Origin of the sequence: Micromonospora sp. NPDC049047 (assembly GCF_040649135.1) — a bacterium.
Classification (GTDB): Bacteria; Actinomycetota; Actinomycetes; order Mycobacteriales; family Micromonosporaceae; genus Micromonospora.
Genome location: NZ_JBEZEY010000012.1, coordinates 105638 through 127782 on the forward strand (window position 1 = coordinate 105638; position 22145 = coordinate 127782).

At 73.0% G+C, this 22145-nt stretch carries 19 protein-coding genes, 2 pseudogenes and 1 riboswitch; of the genes and pseudogenes, 6 read left to right on the forward strand and 15 right to left on the reverse strand.

Going from position 1 to position 22145, the window contains the following annotated elements; translation table 11 throughout:
* Positions 1–34 precede the first annotated feature (34 nt).
* The 7 genes and pseudogenes from AB0B86_RS20255 to AB0B86_RS20285 all read right to left on the reverse strand — a co-directional run bounded on the left by AB0B86_RS20255 (position 35) and on the right by AB0B86_RS20285 (position 6551).
* Positions 35–799, reverse strand: coding sequence for a hypothetical protein (locus AB0B86_RS20255; protein WP_357409038.1), 765 nt, complete (start codon positions 797–799; stop codon positions 35–37).
* Positions 800–822: 23 nt separating this feature from the next.
* A complete protein-coding gene (locus tag AB0B86_RS20260; protein ID WP_357409040.1) occupies positions 823–1695 on the reverse strand; it encodes a PspA/IM30 family protein in 873 nt (290 codons plus the stop codon).
* Between the two features lie 202 nt (positions 1696–1897).
* Positions 1898–2338 (reverse strand): helix-turn-helix transcriptional regulator, encoded by a 441-nt coding sequence (locus AB0B86_RS20265; RefSeq protein WP_357409042.1) that lies wholly within the window; start codon positions 2336–2338, stop codon positions 1898–1900.
* A gap of 372 nt (positions 2339–2710) precedes the next feature.
* Positions 2711–3229 (reverse strand): annotated as a pseudogene (locus AB0B86_RS20270) (CinA family protein); the annotation flags it as partial.
* A 129-nt stretch (positions 3230–3358) separates the two neighbouring features.
* Positions 3359–3949: a CDP-diacylglycerol--glycerol-3-phosphate 3-phosphatidyltransferase gene (pgsA, locus tag AB0B86_RS20275; RefSeq protein ID WP_357409044.1), complete on the reverse strand. Its 591-nt coding sequence runs from the start codon at positions 3947–3949 to the stop codon at positions 3359–3361.
* Between the two features lie 65 nt (positions 3950–4014).
* Complete coding sequence (gene rimO, locus AB0B86_RS20280; protein ID WP_357409046.1) at positions 4015–5523, reverse strand: 30S ribosomal protein S12 methylthiotransferase RimO; 1509 nt, start codon at positions 5521–5523, stop codon at positions 4015–4017.
* Between the two features lie 104 nt (positions 5524–5627).
* On the reverse strand, positions 5628–6551 hold the full coding sequence (locus tag AB0B86_RS20285; protein ID WP_357419230.1) for an ornithine cyclodeaminase family protein: 924 nt from the start codon (positions 6549–6551) through the stop codon (positions 5628–5630).
* 114 nt (positions 6552–6665) lie between these two features.
* Positions 6666–6730, forward strand: a riboswitch (guanidine-III (ykkC-III) riboswitch).
* Between the two features lie 59 nt (positions 6731–6789).
* Between AB0B86_RS20285 and AB0B86_RS20290 the strand changes: the two genes are divergently transcribed.
* On the forward strand, positions 6790–7104 hold the full coding sequence (locus AB0B86_RS20290) for an SMR family transporter (RefSeq protein ID WP_357409183.1): 315 nt from the start codon (positions 6790–6792) through the stop codon (positions 7102–7104).
* Positions 7105–7186: 82 nt separating this feature from the next.
* Complete coding sequence (locus AB0B86_RS20295) at positions 7187–7429, forward strand: hypothetical protein (RefSeq protein WP_357409050.1); 243 nt, start codon at positions 7187–7189, stop codon at positions 7427–7429.
* A 69-nt stretch (positions 7430–7498) separates the two neighbouring features.
* On the opposite strand, the gene AB0B86_RS20300 is transcribed toward AB0B86_RS20295, so the two are convergent.
* Positions 7499–9955: a DNA translocase FtsK 4TM domain-containing protein gene (locus AB0B86_RS20300; protein ID WP_357409052.1), complete on the reverse strand. Its 2457-nt coding sequence runs from the start codon at positions 9953–9955 to the stop codon at positions 7499–7501.
* Positions 9956–10068: 113 nt separating this feature from the next.
* Here AB0B86_RS20300 and AB0B86_RS20305 point away from each other — a divergent pair, with 113 nt between their 5' ends.
* Positions 10069–10548 carry a YbjN domain-containing protein gene (locus AB0B86_RS20305; protein ID WP_357409054.1) on the forward strand — a complete coding sequence of 160 codons (480 nt, stop codon included), beginning with the start codon at positions 10069–10071 and terminating at the stop codon, positions 10546–10548.
* A gap of 104 nt (positions 10549–10652) precedes the next feature.
* A complete protein-coding gene (locus tag AB0B86_RS20310; protein ID WP_357409185.1) occupies positions 10653–12251 on the forward strand; it encodes a YbjN domain-containing protein in 1599 nt (532 codons plus the stop codon).
* Between the two features lie 202 nt (positions 12252–12453).
* Here the strand turns inward: AB0B86_RS20310 and AB0B86_RS20315 are convergent, their stop codons facing one another.
* The 5 genes and pseudogenes from AB0B86_RS20315 to AB0B86_RS20335 all read right to left on the reverse strand — a co-directional run bounded on the left by AB0B86_RS20315 (position 12454) and on the right by AB0B86_RS20335 (position 18865).
* Positions 12454–14142 (reverse strand): ribonuclease J, encoded by a 1689-nt coding sequence (locus AB0B86_RS20315; protein ID WP_357409057.1) that lies wholly within the window; start codon positions 14140–14142, stop codon positions 12454–12456.
* A 52-nt stretch (positions 14143–14194) separates the two neighbouring features.
* Positions 14195–15121: a 4-hydroxy-tetrahydrodipicolinate synthase gene (gene dapA, locus AB0B86_RS20320; RefSeq protein ID WP_357409059.1), complete on the reverse strand. Its 927-nt coding sequence runs from the start codon at positions 15119–15121 to the stop codon at positions 14195–14197.
* Between the two features lie 47 nt (positions 15122–15168).
* On the reverse strand, positions 15169–15909 hold the full coding sequence (thyX, locus tag AB0B86_RS20325) for an FAD-dependent thymidylate synthase (RefSeq protein ID WP_357409187.1): 741 nt from the start codon (positions 15907–15909) through the stop codon (positions 15169–15171).
* A 924-nt stretch (positions 15910–16833) separates the two neighbouring features.
* Positions 16834–17271: pseudogene (locus AB0B86_RS20330) on the reverse strand (DUF2752 domain-containing protein); the annotation flags it as partial.
* 364 nt (positions 17272–17635) lie between these two features.
* Positions 17636–18865, reverse strand: a complete 1230-nt coding sequence (locus AB0B86_RS20335) for a crosslink repair DNA glycosylase YcaQ family protein (protein ID WP_357409061.1) — start codon at positions 18863–18865, stop codon at positions 17636–17638.
* Positions 18866–18944: 79 nt separating this feature from the next.
* Between AB0B86_RS20335 and AB0B86_RS20340 the strand changes: the two genes are divergently transcribed.
* Positions 18945–19496, forward strand: a complete 552-nt coding sequence (locus AB0B86_RS20340; RefSeq protein WP_357409063.1) for a GNAT family N-acetyltransferase — start codon at positions 18945–18947, stop codon at positions 19494–19496.
* Here the strand turns inward: AB0B86_RS20340 and AB0B86_RS20345 are convergent.
* Entirely contained in the window at positions 19395–20669 is a 1275-nt protein-coding gene (locus AB0B86_RS20345; RefSeq protein WP_357419241.1) for a glycosyltransferase family 87 protein, read from the reverse strand. The genes AB0B86_RS20340 and AB0B86_RS20345 overlap by 102 nt on opposite strands.
* A 35-nt stretch (positions 20670–20704) precedes the next feature.
* Here AB0B86_RS20345 and AB0B86_RS20350 point away from each other — a divergent pair, with 35 nt between their 5' ends.
* Positions 20705–21280 (forward strand): GNAT family N-acetyltransferase, encoded by a 576-nt coding sequence (locus AB0B86_RS20350; protein ID WP_357419243.1) that lies wholly within the window; start codon positions 20705–20707, stop codon positions 21278–21280.
* Between the two features lie 42 nt (positions 21281–21322).
* Here the strand turns inward: AB0B86_RS20350 and dapB are convergent, their stop codons facing one another.
* The gene (gene dapB / locus AB0B86_RS20355) at positions 21323–22075 is read right to left on the reverse strand and encodes a 4-hydroxy-tetrahydrodipicolinate reductase (RefSeq protein ID WP_357409069.1); all 753 of its coding nucleotides are present in this window, start codon (positions 22073–22075) and stop codon (positions 21323–21325) included.
* Positions 22076–22145: the final 70 nt, after the last annotated feature.

The following is a 22145-nucleotide window of genomic DNA, read 5'->3' on the forward strand; positions in this document are numbered from 1 at the left end:
GCGGGGCGGGTGCCTGGTGCGGCGGCGGCGTTCCTCAGCGGGTCGGGGCGCGCAGCTCGGCAAGCGCCCCGGCCACCCCGTGCAACAGGTCGGTCGCCTCGGTGAGCCGGTCGGCGGCCGGGTGCGCGGCCTCCGGTCGGGCCTCCTCGGCCAGGTAACCGGCGGCGGCCACCACCAGCCGCTCGTAGGCGGCGACCCCGGCCTTCAGCTGGGCGGTCAGCACGGCGTGCGCCTCGGCCAGTGGCGGGCGGGCGTCGGCCGGGGCCAACCGCAGCGCACGTTCGACACTCGCCACCCGGGCGGCCAGGTCGCGCAGCGAACGGTCGGCGTCGGCGGCCTCCAGCACCGCCGGCTCGGCCAGCCCGGTGAGCCGGGGGGCCATGCCGGCCAGGGTGAGCGCCGCCCGGTCCAGTCGGGCCCACTGCTCGCCCGCGCTGGTGCCGCGCAGGGCGATCCGGGAGCGCACCCGGCGAACCTCGGCCAGCATCCCCGGGCCGACGGGCAGCCGCTCGACGGCGGCGACCAGGCGGGCCCGCGACCGGGCCGCCGCCTCCGCGGGGTCGAGGGCGGGCGGTGCGGGCTGGGCGGCGAGGGCACGCACGTCGATCCAGCGCCAGGCGGCGAGCGCCACCGCACTGCCCGCGGCGCCGGCCCAGGCCGCGTCGGGCAGACCAAGGCCGGCGTACGGGGTCAGCACCGCCGCCGCTCCTCCGAGCCCACCGGCCAGCACGCTCCACCGTCGGGCGGACCGGCGGAGTCGATCCAGCCGCCGGAAGTACCGGGTCCGCTCGTCTGCCACCCTGGCCTCCTCGGTCCGGTCGTTCAGCCGGCGGCGGTCGGGTCGCCGGTGCCCCGCTCGCGGGCCATGCTGGCACGCAGCTCGTCGAGCCGGGCAGCGGCCGTCGGGTCGGTGGCCGGGCTGGCCGGCTCGGCCTGCGGCACTGCCTGTCGTTGCGACGAGCCGCCGAGCTGCTCGCCCGCCATGCTTGAGCGGATCTGCTCCAGCCGGGCCGAGCCGGCCGAGTCGATAGTCGCCTTCTGGATCTCCAACATCCGACCTTCGACGGAGTTGCCGGCCAGTTCGGCGCGCCCCATCGCGGTGGCGTACCGCCGCTCGATGCGGTCGCGCACCTCGTCCAGGGACGGGGTGTTGGTGGGCGCGGTAAGCGACGACATCGACTCCAGCGAGCGGGCCACCGACTCCTGCATCTTGGCCTGCTCCAGCTGGCTGAGCAGCTTGGTGCGCTCGGCGAGCTTCTGCTGGAGGATCATGGAGTTGTTCTCGACCGCACGACGGGCCTGGGCGGCGGCACCAAGCGCCTGGTCGTGCAGGGTCTTCAGGTCCTCGGTGGCCTGCTCGGCGGAGACCAACTGGGTCGCCAGGGTCTGCGCCGACTGCTCGAACCGCGTCGCCTCGGCCTCGTCGCCCTTGGCCCGGGCCTGGTCGGACAGCACCAGGGCCTGCCGGGCGTTGCCCTGCAACCGCTCGACCTCGGACATCTGCCGGGACAGCTTCATCTCCAGCTGACGCTGGTTGCCGATCACCGCGGCAGCCTGCTGCACCAGCGCCTGGTGCTGCCGCTGGGCATCCTCGATGGCCTGCTGGATCTGCACCTTCGGATCGGCATGCTCGTCGATCTTCGCGCCGAAGAGCGCCATCAGGTAGTTCCAACCCTTGACGAACGGGTTCGCCATCTCCGCCGTATCCCCTCAGTAGCGTCGCTCCACCACGGCCGGCCGGGCCGGATGGACTGACTGGCCACCACCGGCCGAGCTTCATGGTCCCAGCCGAACACCGACGAGGCATCCGTACCGGTCGGTCGACCACACCGGCAGCTCCTGTGGGCCAGCCTACGCGGCCGGAGCCACCCCTCCCATTGTCAACCGGGCGGCGGGCTCAGGCGGCGCAGACCACGTCCCGGTCGCGCTCGGTCGGGCGGACACGCGCGCTGCGCAGCGTGGCCTTGAGCGGCGAATCCTGGCGGACCGAGACGGCGACCTTGCCATCGGAGGTGACCTGACGGACGCCCCGGCTGGTGCTCTTGGGCACGGCCGCGGCGTCGGCCGGCTCCTCCTGCATCGAGACGAGCACGTCGGGCATCTGCTCGGCGAGCGCCACTGTGTCGCTCACCTCGCGGAGCAGCTCGGACAGGCGGGCACCGAGGGCGTCACAGATCGCGGCGAGCAGCTCGCTTGACGGCTCCTTGTGCCCCCGCTCGATCTCGGAGAGGTAACCGAGGCTGACGTTGGCGGCGGTGGAGACCTCACGCAGCGTGCGCTGCTGCCCCTGCCGGCGCGCCCGCAGTGCGTCACCGATCACCCGGCGTAGCAGGATCATCGCACCTCCCCCTGAGGGATACCTCGCGCCCGGCGCTGGGCGGCCGGCTGCGGCGGACCGCGCCGACCCCGAAACGTCGGAGCCTTCCCGCAACCGTACCCGTTGCGAGCCCGACCGACATCCCGCCCCGCCCGTCGGTTCGTCGGCACCGGTTCACCGGCGGGCGGCATCGGCCGTCCCGGCCCTGCCCCGGGTGCCTGTGGCGGTATCGACGGGACCTTCCGGGTCGTCGCCCACTTCCCGGGCCTCGGGACCACCGGCCGCTTCCCGGGCCTCGGGACCACCGGCTGCCTTCCGGGCCTCGGGACCGTCGGCTGGGGCGCCCGGGCGGGCCTGGGGGTCGAGGTCGGGGTCCTGGACGTCGGCGTCGTGGATCCGCTCGATGAGCAGCCGCAGCGCCTCGACCACCGCCGCCGCGCGAACGTGGTCCCGCCCACCGTCCAGGTCGAGCTGCCGGACCGCCCCGCCGTTGGGGCCGGCGACCGCGACGTAGACCAGGCCGACGGGCTTGCCGTCCTGCGGTTCCGGGCCGGCGACGCCGGTGGTGGCCACCCCCCAGTCCGCCCCGCAACGCTGGCGACCGCCCTCGGCGAGGGCCGCCGCCACCTCCGGGTCCACCGGGCCCCGCTCGGCCAGCAGGTCGGCGGGTACGCCGGCCAGGCTGCCCTTCAACTCGGTGGCGTAGACCACAAGGCCGCCCCGGTAGATTCCGCTGACCCCGGCGATGTCGACGATCGACGCGGCCAGCGACCCGCCGGTGAGCGATTCGACGGTGGCCAGGGTCTCGTGCCGCTGCGCCAACCGGTGCACCACGCCCGCTGCCGCACTGCCCGCTGTGGCATCCTCCGACGCCGCGCCTGCCGCCGGCCGCTCGACACCCGCATCCCGCATGAACCCGTCCTTCCCCACCCAACGGCCCCCAACCCTGCCCACCCGGTCGCGTCGATCATGAGGTTAGCCCCGCGACACGCCGCCCCGGTGCCGACTTCCCCATGGTCAAGGGCAGCGGACGGGGTGGGGTCAGCGGGGGCGGCGGAGGCGGAGTGCCTGGGCGATGTAGTCGAAGCCGGTGGCCACAGTGACCAGGACGGCGGCAGCCATGATCCACGGACCGACGGCGGCGAGGGCGGCGGGCATCGGCCAGAGATACCAGGCGATGGCCAGGATCTGCAGCGCGGTCTTGACCTTGCCGCCTCGACTGGCCGCGATCACGCCGTGCCGGATCACCCAGAACCGCAGCCCGGTGATGCCCAGCTCGCGGACCAGGATCAGCGCGGTCACCCACCAGGGCAGCCTGTCGTACCAGGAGAGCAACACCAGGGCGGCACCGGTGAGCGCCTTGTCGGCGATCGGGTCGGCCACCTTACCGACCGACGTCACCAGCCCGAACCGGCGCGCGATCCAGCCATCCACCAGGTCGGTCGCCGACGCCACCGCGAAGATCAGGCAGGCGGCCATCCGCCAGCCGGCGTGGGTCATCCCCGACATGATCACCGAGGCGGCGAAGACCGGCACCAGCGCGAGCCGCAGGGCGGTCAACGCGTTTGCCGCGTTGACGACGGGCACCACGGCGACCACCCGGGCCGGCGTCGACTCCGCCGCCCCGGTCACCGCCGCACTCCGTGGCGTTCCCGGCACCGCATTACTGGGCTCCCCCGCTCCGTCTGGGCCCACCGTCACCGTGCCGCGCCGGGCGTCGCCGAGATCATCTCATCCGGCACCGCCAGCAGGTCCACCCCTTCGGTGCCGGTCACCGTCGCGCGTACCAGGTCACCCGGGCGCAGCGCGGCGAGATCGACAGCACCCTCGGCCGGGGCGACCAGGGTGGTCGAACCATCCACCTCCGGCGCCTGGTGCGCCGCCCGACCCTCCACCACGCCGTCCGAGATCGAGTCGACGAGCACCTCGACTGTCGAGCCGAGCCGGTCCTCGGCCCGCTGCGAGCACAGCTCGTCGGCGAGCGCGCTCAACCGGTCGTAGCGCCGCTTGATCGTCGCGGCGGAGACCTTGCCGGGCAGGCCGGCGGCCTCGGTGCCGTCCTCGTCGCTGTAGTCGAACATCCCGATCGCGTCCAGCCGGGCCTCGGTCAGGAACCGGACCAGCTCATCGACATCGGCGCGGGTCTCGCCGGGGAAACCGACGATGAAGTTGCTCCGGGCACCCGCGTCCGGAGCCAACGCCCGGGCACCCGCGAGCAGCTCCAGGAACCGGTCGGTGGAGCCGAAACGCCGCATCCGGCGCAGCACCGGCTCGCTCGAGTGCTGGAACGACAGGTCGAAGTACGCGGCCACCCCAGGGGTGTTGGCGATCGCCTCGACCAGCCCGGGTCGGGTCTCCGCCGGCTGGAGGTAGCTCGCCCGCACCCGGACGATGCCGGTCACCGCGGCGAGCTGCGGCAGCAGCTTCTCCAACGCGCGGGGGTCGCCGAGGTCCTTGCCGTACGAGGTGGAGTTCTCACTCACCAGCACCAACTCCCGTACGCCGGTCTTGGCCAGCCACTCCGCCTCGGCGAGCAACTCGTCCGGCGTACGCGAGACGAACGCCCCGCGGAACGCGGGAATGGCACAGAACGCGCAGCGCCGGTCGCAGCCGCTCGCCAGCTTCAACGAGGCCACCGGGCCGGTGTCCAGCCGGCGGCGCAGCACCTGGCGCAGGTGCGCGGGGGTGTGCTCGTCGGTGTCGACGACGGTGCGGCTCACGGTGCCGTGACCGGGCAGCGACACGGCGCTGTCGCGCCGCTTCACCGGGGTCAGCGGCAGCAGCTCACGCCGGTCCCGAGGGGTGTGCGCGGTGATCTGCTCACCGGCGACCACCGCGTTCAGTCGGGCGGCGATGTCCGGATAGTCGTCGAAGCTCAGCACCGCCTGCGCCTCGGGCAGGCTGTCGGCCAGCTCCCGGCCGTACCGCTCGGCCATGCAGCCCGCCGCTACCACCTTGGCGCCGGTCCCGGCGGCGGCGAGCAGGGTCTGGATGGAATCCTGCTTGGCCTTCTCCACGAAGCCGCAGGTGTTGACGACCACCACGTCGGCGCCTTCGCCGTCGGTGGTCACCTGCCAGCCGTCGGCGTGCAGGCGCGCGGCCAGCTCCTCCGAGTCGACCTCGTTGCGGGCACAGCCCAGGGTGAGCAGGGCGACGCGACGGCCCTCGGCGTGGTCAGCGGGAGAAGGAGAGGTGGCAGACACCATCCGAGGGTACCGGGCCGTCCGGGTGAGCCCACGCACGCGGGGCTGCGGCGGTGGCCGGGCGGGCGGCTCGGCGCCCGATCGGTCACCCCGCCCTCCGCCGGCGCTCAGCGGGCCACGGCGCCCATCCGGGTCAACGCATCGAGCAGGAAGACCTCGGTGCCGGCCAGGCCGGTGGAGCAGAAGACCGAGAGCTGGTCCGCGGTGGTCCGGCCGGGGGCCGCGCCGGCCAGGATGGCGCCCAGGTCGGCCAACCGCCCGGCGTACGGGGGCGTGGCCGCGAGCATCGGCGGCTGGTAGTCCGCCGCCTGGGCCGGCGAATCGGTGACCAGCAGGTCGGCGGCGTCCAGCAGGTCGGTGCCGAACTCGCTGCGGTCACGCTGTTTGAAGCCGACCGCGTTGAGGTGCGTGCCGGGGCTGAGGTCGGCGGCGCAGAGCACCGGCGTCGGGCTGGTCGTGGCGAGCACCACGATGTCCCGCCCGGCCACTGCCGAGCCCGGGTCCGCCACCGTGCGGGCGGCCACGCCCAGCTCGGCGCGGACCCGCGCGGCGAAGGCGTCCCGCCGGGCGGCGGAGCGGCTGTGCACCACCACCTCGCGCAACGGGCGGACCGCGGCGGCGGCCCAGACCTGGGTCCACGCCTGCCGGCCGGAGCCGATCACGCCGAGGGTGGCCGCGTCCGGGCGGGCCAGGGCGTCGACCGCCAGGCCACCCAACCCTCCGGTACGCCGGGAACCCAGCTCCTCGCCTACCGCGACCGCCCGGACCGCCCCGGTGCCCGCGTCGTGCAGCACTACCACCTGCTCGCTCTGCGGGTGGCCGAAGGTGTCGTAGGAGCGGAAGCCGTACCACTCGCCGACCAGGTGCCCGGCGGTGAGCACCAGCCGCCCACCGCCGAGCGGGGCCGCGGCCCGGGGCGGAGCCACGAGTCGTCCCTCGTACGCGGCCAGCAGGGCGGCCCGCATGACGTCGACGGTGGTGGCCGCGTCCAGCGCGGCGGCGACCTCGGAGTCGGCATAGATCAGCGTCATGGTGGCCATCCTGCAAGTTAGAGTCAAGTGCAGGTCAATACGGGGTGGCGGGAGTCACTGCGTCATCGGCACCCGAGTCAGTCGGCACGCCGGCCGACCGGTGCTAGCGTCGGCGTCGGTGGCCTGCGGCCACCCCGGACGAGTGGTGGGCGTACCCGGTCAGGCCAAGACGCCCCGCGACGTGCAGACCCGACTCGTCCCGGCCCCGGCGGCCCGGGCACTCCCCCGTGAGGTACAGATGGCCTGGCTGGTGTTGGTGATCTCCGGACTGTTGGAGACGGCCTGGGCGGTCGCCCTGGACCGCAGCGCCGGCCTCAGCCGGCTGGTCCCGTCCCTGGTGTTCGCTGCGACGCTGGTGCTGAGCATGGCCGGCCTGGCGTACGCGCTGCGCGAGATCCCGGTCGGCACCGGTTACGCGGTCTGGGTCGGCATCGGCGCGGTCGGCACCGCGCTGGTCGGGATGCTTGCGCTCGGCGAGTCGGCGAGCCTGCCCCGGATCCTGTGCCTGCTGCTTGTGGTCGCCGGGGTGATCGGTCTGAAGATCTTCCACTGAGAAGCCACCCGGGCAGGCGTGGCCACCGCCCACAGTGGGTAGTGATCAATGCGTCACGACAGGCTCTCACCCGGAGGAAGACATGGCCGACCTGCCCAGCAACGCACGCCCCCGCGCCAACGCTGCCCGGATCCTCACCATCGTGGGCTTCGTCTTCGCAGTCCTCGCCCTGCTGCTTCCCCCGATCGTCTTCGGGGTGCTCGGCATCGTCGCCGGCATCGTCGGCGCGGTGCTCGGTGACAAGCCGCTCGGCTGGTACGCCGCGGCGGCCAGCCTGGTCGGCGCGATCCTCGGCACCGTCATCGCCGCCGCCGTGCTCAACTAACGCTTCCCCGGTCACGGGCCCGCCGGCTACCGGCGGGCCCGTCGCGCTTCCCGGGAGCGGTTTCGCCGGTCAGTCCACGTCGCCGCGCAGGCCGGCCAGGACCTCGTCCAGCTCGTCCGGCTTGACCAGCACGTCGCGCGCCTTCGACCCCTCGGACGGCCCGACCACACCCCGGGTCTCCATCAGGTCCATCAGTCGGCCCGCCTTCGCGAAACCGACACGCAGCTTGCGCTGGAGCATCGAGGTCGAGCCGAACTGCGAGGTGACCACCAACTCCACGGCCTGCACCAGCAGGTCGAGGTCGTCGCCGATGTCCTCGTCGATCTTCTTCTGGCTGTCCTTGGCGGGGGCCAGCACGTCCGGGCGGAACTCCGGCTCGCGCTGGTCCTTGCAGAACTTCACCACGTCGGCGATCTCGCGCTCGGTGACCCAGGCGCCCTGGATGCGGACCGGTTTGGAGGCGCCCATCGGCAGGAAGAGCCCGTCACCACGGCCGAGCAGCTTCTCCGCGCCGGGCTGGTCGAGGATGACCCGGGAGTCCGCGAGCGACGAGGTGGCGAACGCCAGCCGGGACGGCACGTTCGCCTTGATCAGACCGGTCACCACGTCGACCGAGGGACGTTGGGTGGCCAGCACCAGGTGGATGCCGGCGGCCCGGGCCAGCTGGGTGATCCGGACGACCGAATCCTCCACGTCGCGCGGGGCGACCATCATCAGGTCGGCCAGCTCGTCCACGATCACCAACAGGTACGGGTACGGGCGCATCTCCCGTTCGCTGCCCGGCGGGGCCTTGATCTCGCCGTTGCGGACCTTGCGGTTGAAGTCGTCGATGTGTCGGACCCCGTTGGCGGCGAGATCGTCGTAGCGCATGTCCATCTCGCGGACCACCCAGTCCAGCGAGTCGGCGGCCTTCTTGGCATTCGTCACGATCGGGGTGACCAGGTGCGGGATGCCCTCGTAGCCGGTCATCTCGACCCGCTTCGGGTCGATCAGCAGCAGCCGGACCTCGTCCGGGGTGGCCCGGGTGAGGATCGACACCAGCAGGGTGTTGAGGCAGCTCGACTTGCCCGCGCCGGTGGCTCCGGCGATCAGGATGTGCGGCATCTTCGCGAGGTTGGCCACCACGTAGCCGCCCTCGATGTCCTTGCCGAGCGCCACCACCATCGGGTGGTGGTCGCTCGTCGCCGCCCGTGAGCGCAGCACGTCGCCGAGCGCCACGTTCTCCGGGTCGGTGTTCGGGATCTCCACGCCGACCGCGCTCTTGCCCGGGATCGGGCTCAGGATCCGTACGTCCGGCGACTTCACCGCGTACGCGATGTTGCGGGACAGCTGGGTGATCCGCTCGACCTTCACGCCGTGACCCAACTCGACCTCGTACCGGGTGACAGTCGGGCCACGGGTGAAGCCGGTGACCGCGGCGTCCACGTCGAACTGGTCGAACACCCCCGTCAGCGCGGCGATCACCTCGTCGTTGGCCTTGCTGCGGGTCTTCGCGGCGGCCCCGGCGCTGAGCATGTTCGCCGGCGGCAGGGTGTAGTCACCGGCCAGCCCGGTCAACGCGAGCTGCTCGGCCCGGGTCGGCGCGGGCGAGTGCTCCGGCGGCTCGACCGGCGGCCGGCGGCTCGCCGGCACCTTCGCCGGCGACTTGCGCGGCAGCACCATGGTCTCCTGGAGGTCCGCGTCGTCCAGGTCCGCGAAGTCGTCCGGGTCCACCGGCGGCGGCATCCGCTTCGCCGGCCGCTTCCGCGTCCGCGGGGCGACCGGCTCGTCGGCTTCCTCGGTGGCCTCCGGCGCGGCGACCAGCCCGCCGGCCAACAGGCCCAGCCGCTCCGGGATCTTGTTGATCGGTGTCGCCGTCACCACGAGCAGACCGAAGAGCAGCAGCAGGACCAGCAGCGGCACCGCCACCCAGGCGGTGACCGCACGCTCCAGCAGCCCACCGATGCCCGCACCGACCAGCCCGCCCGCGAAGTCCCGCTGCAACGGGTTGTCCGGGGCCTGCCCGATGTGGAGCAACGCGGCGGTCGAGACGAGCAGCGAGCTCCAACCGATCAACCCGCGGCCCCGGTGCTCCGGGTCGGCCGGCTGACGCATCAACCGCCAAGCCCCGATCATCAACAGCACCGGTACGACCACCGAGATCGCGCCCAGGAACAACCGGATCGAGTCGGCCAGTCGCGCGCCCACCGGGCCTGCCCCGGACAGCCAGAGCGCCACGGCGGTGAGCAGTGCGAGCCCGAACATCAGCAGCCCGGCGCCGTCCCGGCGGTGCTCCGGGTCGAGGTCGCGGGCGGAGGCCGCCTGCCGACCGGCGGCCCGCACCGCCCAGCCCATCCCGTGTGCCACGCCCATCCACAGTGCGCCCACCGCGCGGCCCAGGTAGACGGCCGGGCCGGGCCGGGCCGGCGCCGTACGACGACGGACCGGCGCCCGGGTCTTCTTCGCCGGTTGACGGGCACGACTGTTGGTGCCACCGCGCGGCGACGCGCCGCGCCGCCGACTCGCCTGAGAGGTACGGCCCGCCATAGAGTCACGGTAACGGTGGGGCCGGGCAGATCCCCGCTTTTCCGGGTCGTGTCCGCGCGTCGCAACACTGGCCCCGCCGCCGGTCGTGATATCCGCCTCAGAAGGGATGCCCCATGGCGTCGCCGGAGTTCGAGGGCGATCCGGACGATGTGTTGGCCGGGCACCCGGGCGCGCTACGCCCACTGAGCGGCGAACTGGTCGCCGCTGTGCTCGCCGCCCGTGGCCGGCCCGTCGCCCTGAGCGTGGACGGCGAACTGGTGGGTCGCTTCGACGACAACACGATCTGGTTCCTGCGCCTCGGCGGGGACGGCGAGCTGCTCCAGGTCCGCACGATGGTCACGCCCACCTTCGGCATCGAGCAGGTGCCCGCACTGTACGCGTTCTGCAACTCGTGGAACCACGACCGGCTCTGGCCCAAGGCCTTCGTCCACGTCGACGACGGTGGTCGGGCCCGGGTCTACGGCGAGGTGGTCACCGACCTGGAACGCGGGGTGACCCCGCACCAGCTCGACCAGTTGCTCGACTGTGGCATCTCCACCGGCTGCCAACTCGCCGTGGCGGTCCGTCGACTGCCCGGCGCGGTGCCGTCGTGACCGGCCGGGACGAGTTCACCGCCGGTCGTACCGACCGGGCCGGCCGCCGCGTCGCACCGCCCGCCGGTCCCGTCGGCCGGCTCGACGGGGCCGCCCCGCCGGCCCTGGCGGTCGCGCTCGCCGACGCCCGGGACCTGCCCGACGGCCCGGCCCGGCAGGTGGCCCTGGAACGGCTCGCCGAACGCGCCGACGCCACCGGGGACGTCCGGTCCGGCGTGGACGCCCGGTTCGCGCTGATCGAGGCGTACCTGCTGCACGGGGAGCGGTGGCGCCTGGTCGAGCCGGTCCGGCGGTGCCGGGCCGCCGCCGACCACCGGCCCGAACTGCTCACCGACGTCGAGACCGGGCTGCTGCTGCGCTACCAGCGGTACGCGGTGGAGGCGCTGCTCGGCACCCCGCGGGTCGGGCTGGACCAGACCCGCGCCCTGCTGCACGACCTGGCCCACCGGGTCGGCGCGGCCGGTCCGGACGCGCCCACCGTCGCGGAGCTGCACTGTCGGATCGCCGACCACCTGGGCGACGAACCCACCGCCCGGCACTGGTACGAGCGGTGGTCCGCCCGGCCGCCCGGTCCGGCCGGCGGCTGCCCCGGTTGCGCCCCGGCCCGGCGCGCGGAACTGCTGGCCGGCTGGGGCGAGTGGCGAGCCGCGCTGGACGAGCTGGCGGAGACCGACGATGCCCCGGCGGCCTGCACCGACCAGCCCGAACGGAACCTGGTCGCCAGCCTGCTGCCCGCTCTGCGGGTCGGCGAGCAACAGCGGGCCGCGGCGGCACACGTGCGGGCGTACCGCCGGCACCGGCACGAACCCGCCGCGTTCGCGCACCTCGCCGCGCATCTGCGGTTCTGCGCCCTGGGCGGGCACCTGGAACGCGGGCTGACCATCCTGGCCGAGCAACTGCCCCGGTTGGATCGGCCCACAGACGATTTCGCCGCCATGGAGTTCGCCGCTGCCGGGGCGCTGGTCTGCGGTCTCGCCGTGGCGGCCGGGTTGGGCGGGCGCACGATGCCACGCCCGGCGTACGGCGAGCGGCCCGCCACCGAACCGGACGTGGCAGCCCTCGGCGGGCTGCTGCTCGCCGTGGCAAACGAGCTGGCCGGCAGCTTCGACGCCCGCAACGGCACGGGCCACCACTCGGGACGGATGGCGGCCTGGCTCGCCGAGCGACCGCTCACGGCACCGGTCGCGCTACCCGTCGACGACGAGCCGGACGGGTCCGCCAAGCCCGACGCCGCCGGGTCCGACGCCGGCGAGCCCGACGCCGGCGGGTCCGACGGGCGGATCGGGTCGGGCGGGCGGGAGCTGATGGCGCTGACGCTCGACCTGATCACCGCGGCCCTTGACCGGCGCGGCGACGGGTACCTGGTCGAGGAGGGCGAGCGGGTCGTCGGCCGGTGGGATGGCGTGGTGGTCGAGTTCCAACGGGCCGGTGAACGCCGTGCGGTGCTGCACGCCCGGGCCATGGCCGCCCGCCGGCTGCCGGCGACCCGCCGCGCCGAGGCGTACGCCTTCTGCAACGCCTGGAACCACGACCGGTTGCTACCCAAGGCGTACGTGCACGACCTCGGCGGGGAGTTGGTGCTGGCCGGGGACGTCGCCACCGACCTGAGCCACGGCGTGGCCCCGGCGCAGCTGACAGTGCTCGTGGACGCCGCCATCGCCACCGGGGTCGCCTACGCCGAGGCGGTCGCCGCGCTCCCCTGAGTCACGACCCTCGTCAATGGTTGGGCGCGGCGCGCGATTGTGCGACATCCGACAGCGCGCAACCGGAAGGGCCCCGCAGCGGTGCTACCAGCATCAGTAACCGCACGCCCGGGAGTCCGGCACTGAGCCGAACCGACCGGGATGGGCCGGGCCGGCCACCGACAACCACGGGGGATGTCGGCGACCGGCCCGGTCACACAGGTCAGACTTCGACGACGGTCGGCACGATCATCGGGCGACGACGGTACTTGTCGTTCACCCACCGCCCCACGGTCCGGCGGACGATCTGCTGGAGCTGGTGCGGGTCGGTGACGCCGTCCGCCGCGGCCCGGTTCAGCGCCTCGGTGACCAGCGGGACCACCGGGTTGAACGCCTCCGGGTCTTCGGAGAAGCCCTTCGCGGACAGCGTCGGGCCGGCGACCACCTTGCCGGTGACCGAGTCCACGACCACCGTGGTGGCGATGAAGCCCCCGTCACCGAGGATCCGCCGCTCGGTGAGCAGCGACTCGCTGACGTCACCGACGGCGAGGCCGTCCACGTAGACGTACCGGCTCTTCACCCGCCCGACCAGGCTGGCGCGGCCCTCGACCAGGTCGACCACGTCGCCGTCCTCGCAGATCACCACCCGGTCGGCGGCGACCCCGGACTCGATGCCGAGCCGGGCGTGGGCGCGCAGATGACGCCACTCACCGTGCACCGGCATCAGGTTGCTGGGCCGGACCACGTTGAGCAGGTAGAGCAGTTCCCCGGCGGGGGCGTGCCCGGAGACGTGCACCTTAGCCACGTCCTTGTGGACGACCACCGCGCCGGCGCGGGCGAGCCGGTTGATCACCCGGTAGACCGAGGTCTCGTTGCCGGGCACCAGCGAGGAGGCCAGCACCACGGTGTCGCCGGGGGCGATGGTGATGTGCCGGTGGTCGCCGCTGGCCATCCGGCCCAGCGCGCTCATCGGCTCGCCCTGGGAACCGGTGGACATCAGGACGATCTCGTCCGGCGGCAGCGTGGTCGCCTCGTCGATGCTGATGACCAGGCCGTTCGGGATGTTGAGCAGACCCAGGTCCCGCGCGATGCCCATGTTGCGGACCATGGACCTGCCGATCAGCGCGACCTTACGGCCGTGCTCCGCGGCGGAGTCGAAGACCTGCTGCACGCGGTGCACGTGTGAGGCGAACGACGCCACGATGATGCGACCCTTGGCCTTCGCGAAGATCGAGTCGAGCACCGGCCCGATCTCCCGCTCCGGGGTGACGAAGCCGGGGATCTCCGCGTTCGTGGAGTCGGACAACAACAGGTCGACGCCCTCGGCGCCGAGCCGGGCGAAGCCGGCCAGGTCGGTGATCCGACCGTCCAGCGGCAGCTGGTCCATCTTGAAGTCGCCGGTGTGCAGCACCAGGCCGGCGGGGGTGCGGATGGCCACCGCGAGGGCGTCCGGGATCGAGTGGTTGACAGCGAAGAACTCACACTCGAACGGGCCGAGCCGCTCCCGGCCGCCCTCCCGCACGGTGAGCGTGTACGGCTGGATCCGCCGCTCGGCCAACTTGGCCTCGACCAGCGCGAGGGTGAACTGTGAGCCGACCAGCGGGATGTCGGGTTTGTGGGCGAGCAGGTACGGCACCGCGCCGATGTGGTCCTCGTGGCCGTGGGTCAGCACGATGGCCTGGACGTCGGCGAGCCGGTCCAGGATCGGACCGAAGTCGGGCAGGATCAGATCCACGCCCGGTTGCTCGACGTCGGGGAAGAGCACCCCGCAGTCGACGATCAGCAACTTGCCGTCGTACTCGAAGACGGTCATGTTCCGACCGATGGCGCCGAGCCCGCCGAGCGGGATGATCCGCAGGCCGCCTTCCGGCAGCGGCGGGGGTAGCTCCGCCTCGATGTGCGCCTCGGTCACGCGTCCACCTCATTCTGCGACGCCGTTACTCGGCGCCCATCGTGTCGTTCGTTCATTCGGGCAGCTCCAGGCCCGCTGCCGCGAAGTCCGCGCGCAGCTGGGCGATCTCGTCGGTGGTGGCGTCCACGAGCGGGGGGCGCACCGGGCCGGCCGGCAGGCCCAGCGATGCCAGGCCCGCCTTCACCAGGATGGCTCCCTGGGTGCGGAAGATGCCGGTGAAAAGTGGCAGCAGCCGGCGGTGCAGGGCAAGCGCGGCCGGCATGTCCCCCGCGTCGTACGCCTCGATCATCTGCGCGGTCAGTGCCCCGGTGAAGTGCGTCGAGGTACCGACCACGCCCACGCTGCCAACGGCCAGCGCCGGCAGGGTGAGGGCGTCCTCGCCGCAGTAGAAGGCGAGGCCGGTCCGGCTGGTCACCCAGCCGGTGGCGATCAGGTCGCTCTTGGCGTCCTTGACCGCGACGATGCGGCCGTGCTCGGCGAGCCGGACCAGCGTCTCGGTGTCGATCGGCACGCCGGAGCGGTGTGGGATGTCGTACAGCATCACCGGGAGGCCGCTGGCGTCCGCGACGGCGGTGAAGTGTCGCAGCAACCCGCTCTGCGGCGGCTTGTTGTAGTACGGGGTGACCACCAGCAGGCCGTGTGCACCGGCCTTCTCGGCGGCGGCGGCCAACTCGATGGTGTGCCGGGTGTCGTTGGTGCCGACCCCGGCGACCACCTTGGCCCGGTCCCCGACGGCCTCCACCACGGCCCGGATCAGTTGTTCCTTCTCCGCTTCGGTGGTGGTCGGCGACTCGCCGGTGGTGCCGTTGACCACCAGCGCGTCGTTGCCCTGCTCGTCTACCAGGTGGCTGGCCAGCCGGGCGGCACCGTCCAGGTCGAGCGAGCCGTCGGGGGTGAACGGGCTCACCATGGCGGTGAGCAGCCGGCCGAAGGGCCGGGACACCGGTCGGGCGGCGGCGTCGAGGTGGTCGTGCGTCATACCCTCCAACCTAGCGGACGACCAGCCGGGGCCCGCCAGGGAAGGGCTCAGGACGCCTCGTGCGGGCTGGCGGCCACCTCGGTGCCGTCCGGCAGCGTGGAGATCGCGAAGTCGGCGAACACGTTCGGGGCGACGCCCTGCAGCTGGCGCAGGCACTCCACGGCCAGCTCGCGGATCTCCACATCGGCGTGCTCGGTGGCCCGCATCGCGATGAAGTGCCGCCAGGCCCGGTAGTTGCCGCTGACCACGATCCGGGTCTCGGTGGCGTTGGGCAGCACCGCCCGAGCGGCCTGCCGGGCCTGCTTGCGGCGCAGCGTCGGGTTCGGCTCGTCGGAGAAGCGCTGTTCGAGGCCCTCCAGCAACTCGGTGTACGCCTGAACGCTCGCCTCGGCGGCGGCCACGAACTTCTTGTGCAGCTCCGGGTCGTCGGCGATGACCGCCGGTTCGACCATTGCCGCGTCCCGTTCCGGTACGTAGCGCTGGGACAACTGGGAGTACGAGAAGTGCCGGTGCCGGATCAGCTCGTGGGTGAAGGAGCGGGACACCCCGGTGAAGTAGAAGGTGACCGAGCCGTGCTCCAGCACCGACAGGTGACCGACATCCAGGATGTGCGCCAGGTAGCCGGCGTTGGTGGCGGTGGCCGGGTTCGGCTTCTTCCAGGACTGGTAACAGGCCCGGCCGGCGAACTCGGCAAGCGCCTGGCCACCCTCCGCATCGGTCGACCACGGCACATCGTCCGGGGCCGCGAACTGGGTCCACGCGATCAACTTGACCTGGGGCTGCACCATCTCCGGCATTCCTGGGACTGTAGTGGCGAGGCCCCTCCCGGCCCAACTCAGGCACGCCTCCTGCAATGTCGATCACTCGGTCAGCGATGGAAGCCGACGACGCCCTGGGCGAGGGGCGGGTCCGCGCATCGTCGCCGAGGCCGGGGGCGGACGCCTCCAACGGGTCCTTTGGAGCTGAATCGTCTGCGACATCAGCCCCGCGGACGAACCACCAAGCCGACAAGCGCCACCCAAGCGCCCGACCGACAAGCGCCGCCCAAGCGCCCGACTGCCCCGTCAGCCGCTGCCATCCGCAAGATCGGTAACAACATCCTGGATGTAGTGGCCTCCGGCGCACCTGACCCCACCACATCCGGAATCGAGCACGATCTTGGGACAGGATCGGCCGCCGCCGTGCGCCGAGGGCGCGAGTGTGCAGCGAGGGCGCGACTGTGCAGCGAGGGCGCGAGTGTGCGGCGAGGCCGAGCCGTGCCACAGTGCCGAGCCAGGGCCGGACATAACCGGGTGATCGACTCGGGTTTCCGGAAGTCGGGGTGTCCGGGGCGAGTGGATCGCCCGGTTTCCTGAATATCGAGTCGATCACGGGGGCGCGGCAGGAGAGCGCGGGAGGAGGCAGGAGGCGGAGGCGGAGGCGGAGGGCGGGAGGCGGCGGAGGGCGGGAGGCGGAGACGGCGGAGGGCGGGAGGCGGAGGCGGCGGAGGCGGAGGGCGGGAGGCGGAGGCGGCGGAGGCGGAGGGCGGGAGGCGGAGGCGGCGGAGGCGGAGGGCGGGAGGCGGAGGCGGAGGCGGAGGGCGGGAGGAGGGCGCGGGAGGCGGAGGCGGCGGCACGTGATGTCGTAAACGAGTCAGGTCCAAAGGACGTCCGCACAGGGCATGCCGGTCGAGCGCCGGATCGACGGAGCGGCGCGGCGAGCAGCGGGGGCGCTCAGACGTAGAGCGAGGTGAACGGCGCCCAGGGCAGGTTACGCAGCACCGAGAAGGCCAGCCAGGCGCCCATGAACCCGACGATGACCTTCGAGCTGAGCCGCAGCTCGGGCAGTCGCCACCCGAACGCCTGGTTTCCCGCCCAGGCCACGAAGAGGTACGCGAGGAAGGGCAGGGCGAAGACGAACAGGAAGTGGTGCCGGGCGGCGGCCGGCAGGTCGGCGTGCAGCACGTACCAGAGTGCGCGGGTGCCGCCGCAGCCCGGGCAGTCCAGCCCGGTGGTCAGCTTGAGCAGACAGGTGGGCGCGGCGTCCGGGGCGGCGTGGGCCGGGTTGCTGAGCAGCGCGTAGCCCATGCCGACGCCGACACAGCCGAGTGCGGCAAGCGGCGCCGCCCAGCGCGGTGAACGCGCGTGGAGGCGCAGCACGAACCGGGTGAGGACGTCCGCCGGCACCTCCCGCCGGTATTGCGTGAAGCGGTCCGACTCGTGCGCCGGGTAGCCACCCGGCGGGGACGCCGACCAAGCACCCGGACCGACACCAACCGGGCCGGCCCCAACCGGACCGACACCACCCGGACCGACACCAACCGGACCGGCCCCAACAGAAGCGGCGCCACCCGGACCAGCACCACCCGGACCGACACCAACCGAAGCGGCGCCACCCGGATCGGCGCCAACAAAACCAGCGCCAACCGGATCGGCTCCGACGGAAGCGGCGGCGCCGGGGTCAGCCGGCACGGTGTGCAGCGCCCCGGGGGCGGGCTGCGGCATGTCTAGCGGTCCGGGAGCGCTCGTCACGCTCTCACGCTACACCGGACACGCCGGCCAGGGCGGCGGTGAGCGGGCCGGCCAGGTCGCCGGCCAGCGGCGGCGCCACCGCGTCAAGGCCGAGCCAGCCAGCGAGTCGGTACAGCTCGGCGGCGAGCGCCACAGCGGTCTCCCCCGGGTCGGCGCCGGGCTCGACCCACGCGGCCGGCACCAGCAGCACCCCGGCCTTGCGGTCGGCCTTCAGGTCGACCCGGGCGGTGAACCGGTCGCCCTGCAGGAAGGGCAGCACGTAGTAGCCGTAGACCCGCTGGGGCGCCGGGACGTAGATCTCGATCCGGTAGCTGAAGTCGAACAGCCGCTCGGTGCGGGCCCGTTCCCAGACCAGCGGGTCGAACGGGCTGACCAGGGTGTTGGCCCGGATCCACCGGGGCAGCCGGGCGGACGCGTGCAGCCAGGCCGGCTGACGCCAGCCCGCCACGGTGACCGGCACCAGCTCACCGGCCTCGGCCAGCTCGGCGACGGCCTGTCGGGCACCGGCCAGCGGCAGCCGGAAGTAGTCGCGCAGTTCCGGCTCGGCGGCCACCCCGAGCGACCGCGCGGCAAGAGCGACCAGCGTGCGGTACGCCTCGGCGTCGGTCGGGGTGGGCGCGGCCAGCACCGCTGCGGGCAGCACCCGCTCGGGTAGGTCGTAGCGGCGGGCGAAGGAGGTGGTGCGTTCCGCGGCGGTCACCTCGCCGGCCCAGAAGAGGAACTCCAATGCCCGCTTGACCGCCGACCAGTTCCATCCCCAGTTGCCGGTCTCCCGAGGCGCGTCGTGCTCGATCTCGGCAGCGGTCAGCGGGCCGCAGGCAGCCACCTCGTCCCGCACCCAGGCGACCAACTCCGGCTGCTCCTGGGCGATCCGCCGCATGCCGCCCCAGGATTCGCTGTGCGCGCGTTCCATCCGCCAGCGCAGCACCGGGTGCAGCTCGACCGGCACCAGCGACGCCTCGTGGCCCCAGTATTCGAACAGCTCGCGCGGACGGCGGTAGGCGGCCTGGTCGAGCAGCGTGGTCGGGTAGGGCCCGAGCCGGCTGTAGAGCGGCAGGTAGTGCGCGCGTTGCAGCACGTTTACCGAGTCCATCTGGATCAACCCGACCCGGTCGAGCACCCGGCGCAGGTGCCGGCGGGTGGGCACGCCGGCAGGCGCCGGGTCGGCGAAGCCCTGGGCGGCGAGTGCCACGCGGCGGGCCTGGGCGAGCGAGAGTGATTCCGGTGCGGTCATCGTCGGCGACCCTAATTCATCGGTACGACGCCGGTGCGGGAAGCTGGACGTGAGGACCAACGGGGCATAGAACGGTGCAATGCTGACCATCCGTCGGGAGGAGCCGGACGACGCCGAGGCGGTCGCCCGGGTGCACGTGCACGGCTGGCAGGCGGGCTACGCCGGCTTCATGCCAGCCGAGGTGCTGGGGCGGCTGAACGTGGCGGCCTGGGCGCAGCGCCGCCGGGACATCGGCACCGCCGACCCGGAACATCCGTTCACCACGCTCCTCGGCGAGGTGGACGGGCTGGTCGTCGGCTTCACCACCTTCGGGCCGTACCGCCGCAACCAGGACCGGGACGACCTGGACCCGACGGTCGGTGAGGTGGTGGCGCTGTACGTGGAGCCCGTGTACTGGGGGGACGGGAGCGCAGCCGCGCTCCTGGCCGCCGCTCGGACCGGGCTCGCCGAGCGGGGCTGGGGTGACTACCGGGCGTGGGTACTGGCGGACAACCGGCGGGCCCGCCGGTTCTGCGAGCGCGCCGGCCTGTCAGCGGACGGTGAGCGGTCGACCTACCAGGTGCCGCTGGCCGGTGGGAGTCCGCCGGTCGGGCTGGTCGAGCTGCGGTACGCCGGACGCCTCGACGGCTGACCCGTTCGAGGTCAGCCAGCGGCGGATCGGCAGGAAGGCCAGCAGCGCCAGGCTGATCCACACGTAGGCGTTGCTGCCCAGGAAGCCGTCCAACCCGGTGAAGTCCTTCTCCCAGAACCAGACGGTGCGGCTGATCAGCAGCGCGTACCCGATGGTCGCGGCGACAAGCAGGACCCGCCGGCGGCGGCCGGCCGGCGCGGCCATCGCGTTGTCGACAAGCAGGATCAGCGCGGGCAGCAGCCAGACCAGGTGGTGCACCCAGGTGACCGGGCTGACCAGGCACATCACCGCGCCGGTGAACGCCAGGCCGGTGGCCTCGTCACCGGCCTGGACGGCGGCCCGGGACCGCCAGGCCCAGAGTGCCAGGGTGCCGAGCACCAGCAGCAGCCACAGCAGTGTGCTCGGGTGCTGCGGGTCGAGTCGGGCGACCACCCCGCGCAGCGACTGGTTGGAGACGAAGGCCAGCTCACCCACCCGACCGGTGTTCCACAGCGCCTCCGTCCAGAACTCCCGGGACGCGTCCGGGAAGAGCGCACCAGCCAGCAACGACACCCCGGCGGCGGTGCCGGAGGCGGTGAGCGCCGCCCGCCAACGCCCGGTCACCAGCAGGTAGACGATGAAGACACCGGGTGTCAGTTTGATCGCGGTGGCGAGCCCGATGCCCACCCCGGCCCACCTGTTGCCGGCCGGCAGCAGGCGCAGCAGATCCACCGCCACCAGGAAGAGCAGCAGCGTGTTGACCTGACCGAAGTTGACGGTCTCGCGCATCGGTTCGAACGCGGCGGCCAGGCAGAGCGCCACCGCGAGGGCGAACCACCGGGTCCAGCCGGCGCGGCGGGCGATCGGGTCGACAAGCCACCAGATGAGCACCGTGGTGCTGACCACGCTGGCGAGCACACTCACCACGATCGCGGCCGACCACGGCAGGTACGCCATCGGCAGCATGACCAGCGCGGCGAACGGCGGATAGGTGAAGCCGTACTGGGTGCCGGGCTTGAGGTAGTCGTAGATCTCGCCGCCGTCGTGCACCCACCAGGTCAACGCACCGTAGTAGACCTTCAGGTCGAAGAAGCCGTGCCGCACGGCGGCGACGGCGAGGAACGCGGCGACCGCCGCGGCGAGCACCACCACCCCGACGACCTGCGCGGTCGTCCTCCTGGCACCCTGCGCCACCGTCGCCTCCCTCGCCCTGCGTAGGCTTCCGTCCCATGGCTCTCGGGTACGTCCGCCCGGCGCGTCCTGAGGACGCCGGCGAGATCGCACGCATCCAACTCGCGACCTGGCGGGTCGCGTACCGCCGGATCCTGCCTCGGCACGTGCTCGACAACCTGGACGAGGCGTTCCTCGCCCGGCGGTGGAACGCCGCGGTGCTGGAGCCGCCCTCGGGCGCGCACCGGGTGCTGGTCGCCGTCGAACAGGCCGAGCAATCGTATCTGGTGGGGTTCGCCGCCTCCGGCCCGGCCGACGGCGAGGCGCTGGCTCCCGGAGAGCCGGCCGACGCGCTCGGCCCGGACGTGGCGGCGGTGACCGACCTGCTTGTCGAGCCGCGCTGGGGTCGGCGGGGGCACGGCAGTCGGCTGCTCGCCGCCGCCGTCGACCTGTGGCGGGAGGACGGGATGAGGCGGGCGGTGGCCTGGGCGTTCGACGCTGACGAGGCGACCCGGAAGTTCCTCACCAGCACCGGTTGGGAGGTTGACGGCGCGGCCCGCGCGCTCGACGTCGACGACATGCTGGTGCCGCAGGTGCGCCTGCACGTCGCGGTGCCGACCGAGAAGGTCGAGTGACGGAGGTCCGGCTTCCGCACCGGGACGGTCCAGCCGCCCCGCTCAGTCGAGCAGGGCGTCCAGGCCGACGGTGAGGCCGGGCCGGTTGCGCACCGCGCGGACGGCAAGCAGCACACCGGGCATGAACGACACCCGGTCGTACGAGTCGTGCCGGATGGTCAGCGTCTCGCCGGTGCCGCCGAAGAGCACCTCCTGGTGCGCGACGAGGCCGGTGGCGCGTACCGCGTGCACGCGTACCCCGTCGATGTCGGCACCGCGCGCACCCGGCACCTCGTCCTTTGTGGCGTCCGGCACCGGGCCGAGGCCGGCCTCGGCCCGGGCCCTGGCGATCTGCCGGGCGGTGTGCGTGGCGGTGCCGCTCGGGGCGTCCAACTTGCGCGGGTGATGCTGCTCGATGATCTCGACGGACTCGAAGTGCCGGGCGGCCCGCGCGGCGAACTGCATCATCAGCACCGCGCCGATGCCGAAGTTCGGGGCGATCACCACGCCCACCTCGGGCTTGCCGGCCAGCCAGGCGCGCACCTGCTCCAACCGCTGCTCGGTGAAGCCAGTGGTGCCGACGACAGCGCTGATGCCCTGCTGGATGCACCACTGGAGGTTGTCCATGACGACGTCCGGCGTGGTGAAGTCGACGACCACGTCGGTGCCGGACACGGCGGAGCGGTCGTCGCCCTGGTCGATCGACGCCGCCAGGTCGAGGTCGTCGGCGGCGGCGACGGCCTTGCAGACCTCGATGCCCATCCGGCCCCGCGCACCGAAAACGCCGACCCGGGTCTTGCCCTGCTCGTCAGTCACGGGGCACAACCTATCCCAATCGGGACGTGCCCCTCCGGCCGGATCGGGTGCGCTCCACCGGCCGGGACGC

Bases quoted from the DNA above. Each gene is read 5' to 3' on its own strand.
- AB0B86_RS20300 (WP_357409052.1), bottom strand. From the start codon at position 9,955: ATGGCGGGCCGTACCTCTCAGGCGAGTCGGCGGCGCGGCGCGTCGCCG.
- thyX (WP_357409187.1), bottom strand. From the start codon at position 15,909: ATGGTGCAGCCCCAGGTCAAGTTGATCGCGTGGACCCAGTTCGCGGCC.
- AB0B86_RS20260 (WP_357409040.1), bottom strand. From the start codon at position 1,695: ATGGCGAACCCGTTCGTCAAGGGTTGGAACTACCTGATGGCGCTCTTC.
- rimO (WP_357409046.1), bottom strand. From the start codon at position 5,523: ATGGTGTCTGCCACCTCTCCTTCTCCCGCTGACCACGCCGAGGGCCGT.
- AB0B86_RS20290 (WP_357409183.1), top strand. From the start codon at position 6,790: ATGGCCTGGCTGGTGTTGGTGATCTCCGGACTGTTGGAGACGGCCTGG.
- AB0B86_RS20335 (WP_357409061.1), bottom strand. From the start codon at position 18,865: ATGACCGCACCGGAATCACTCTCGCTCGCCCAGGCCCGCCGCGTGGCA.
- AB0B86_RS20295 (WP_357409050.1), top strand. From the start codon at position 7,187: ATGGCCGACCTGCCCAGCAACGCACGCCCCCGCGCCAACGCTGCCCGG.
- AB0B86_RS20340 (WP_357409063.1), top strand. From the start codon at position 18,945: ATGCTGACCATCCGTCGGGAGGAGCCGGACGACGCCGAGGCGGTCGCC.
- AB0B86_RS20285 (WP_357419230.1), bottom strand. From the start codon at position 6,551: ATGACGCTGATCTATGCCGACTCCGAGGTCGCCGCCGCGCTGGACGCG.
- dapA (WP_357409059.1), bottom strand. From the start codon at position 15,121: ATGACGCACGACCACCTCGACGCCGCCGCCCGACCGGTGTCCCGGCCC.
- AB0B86_RS20305 (WP_357409054.1), top strand. From the start codon at position 10,069: ATGGCGTCGCCGGAGTTCGAGGGCGATCCGGACGATGTGTTGGCCGGG.
- AB0B86_RS20265 (WP_357409042.1), bottom strand. From the start codon at position 2,338: ATGATCCTGCTACGCCGGGTGATCGGTGACGCACTGCGGGCGCGCCGG.
- AB0B86_RS20350 (WP_357419243.1), top strand. From the start codon at position 20,705: ATGGCTCTCGGGTACGTCCGCCCGGCGCGTCCTGAGGACGCCGGCGAG.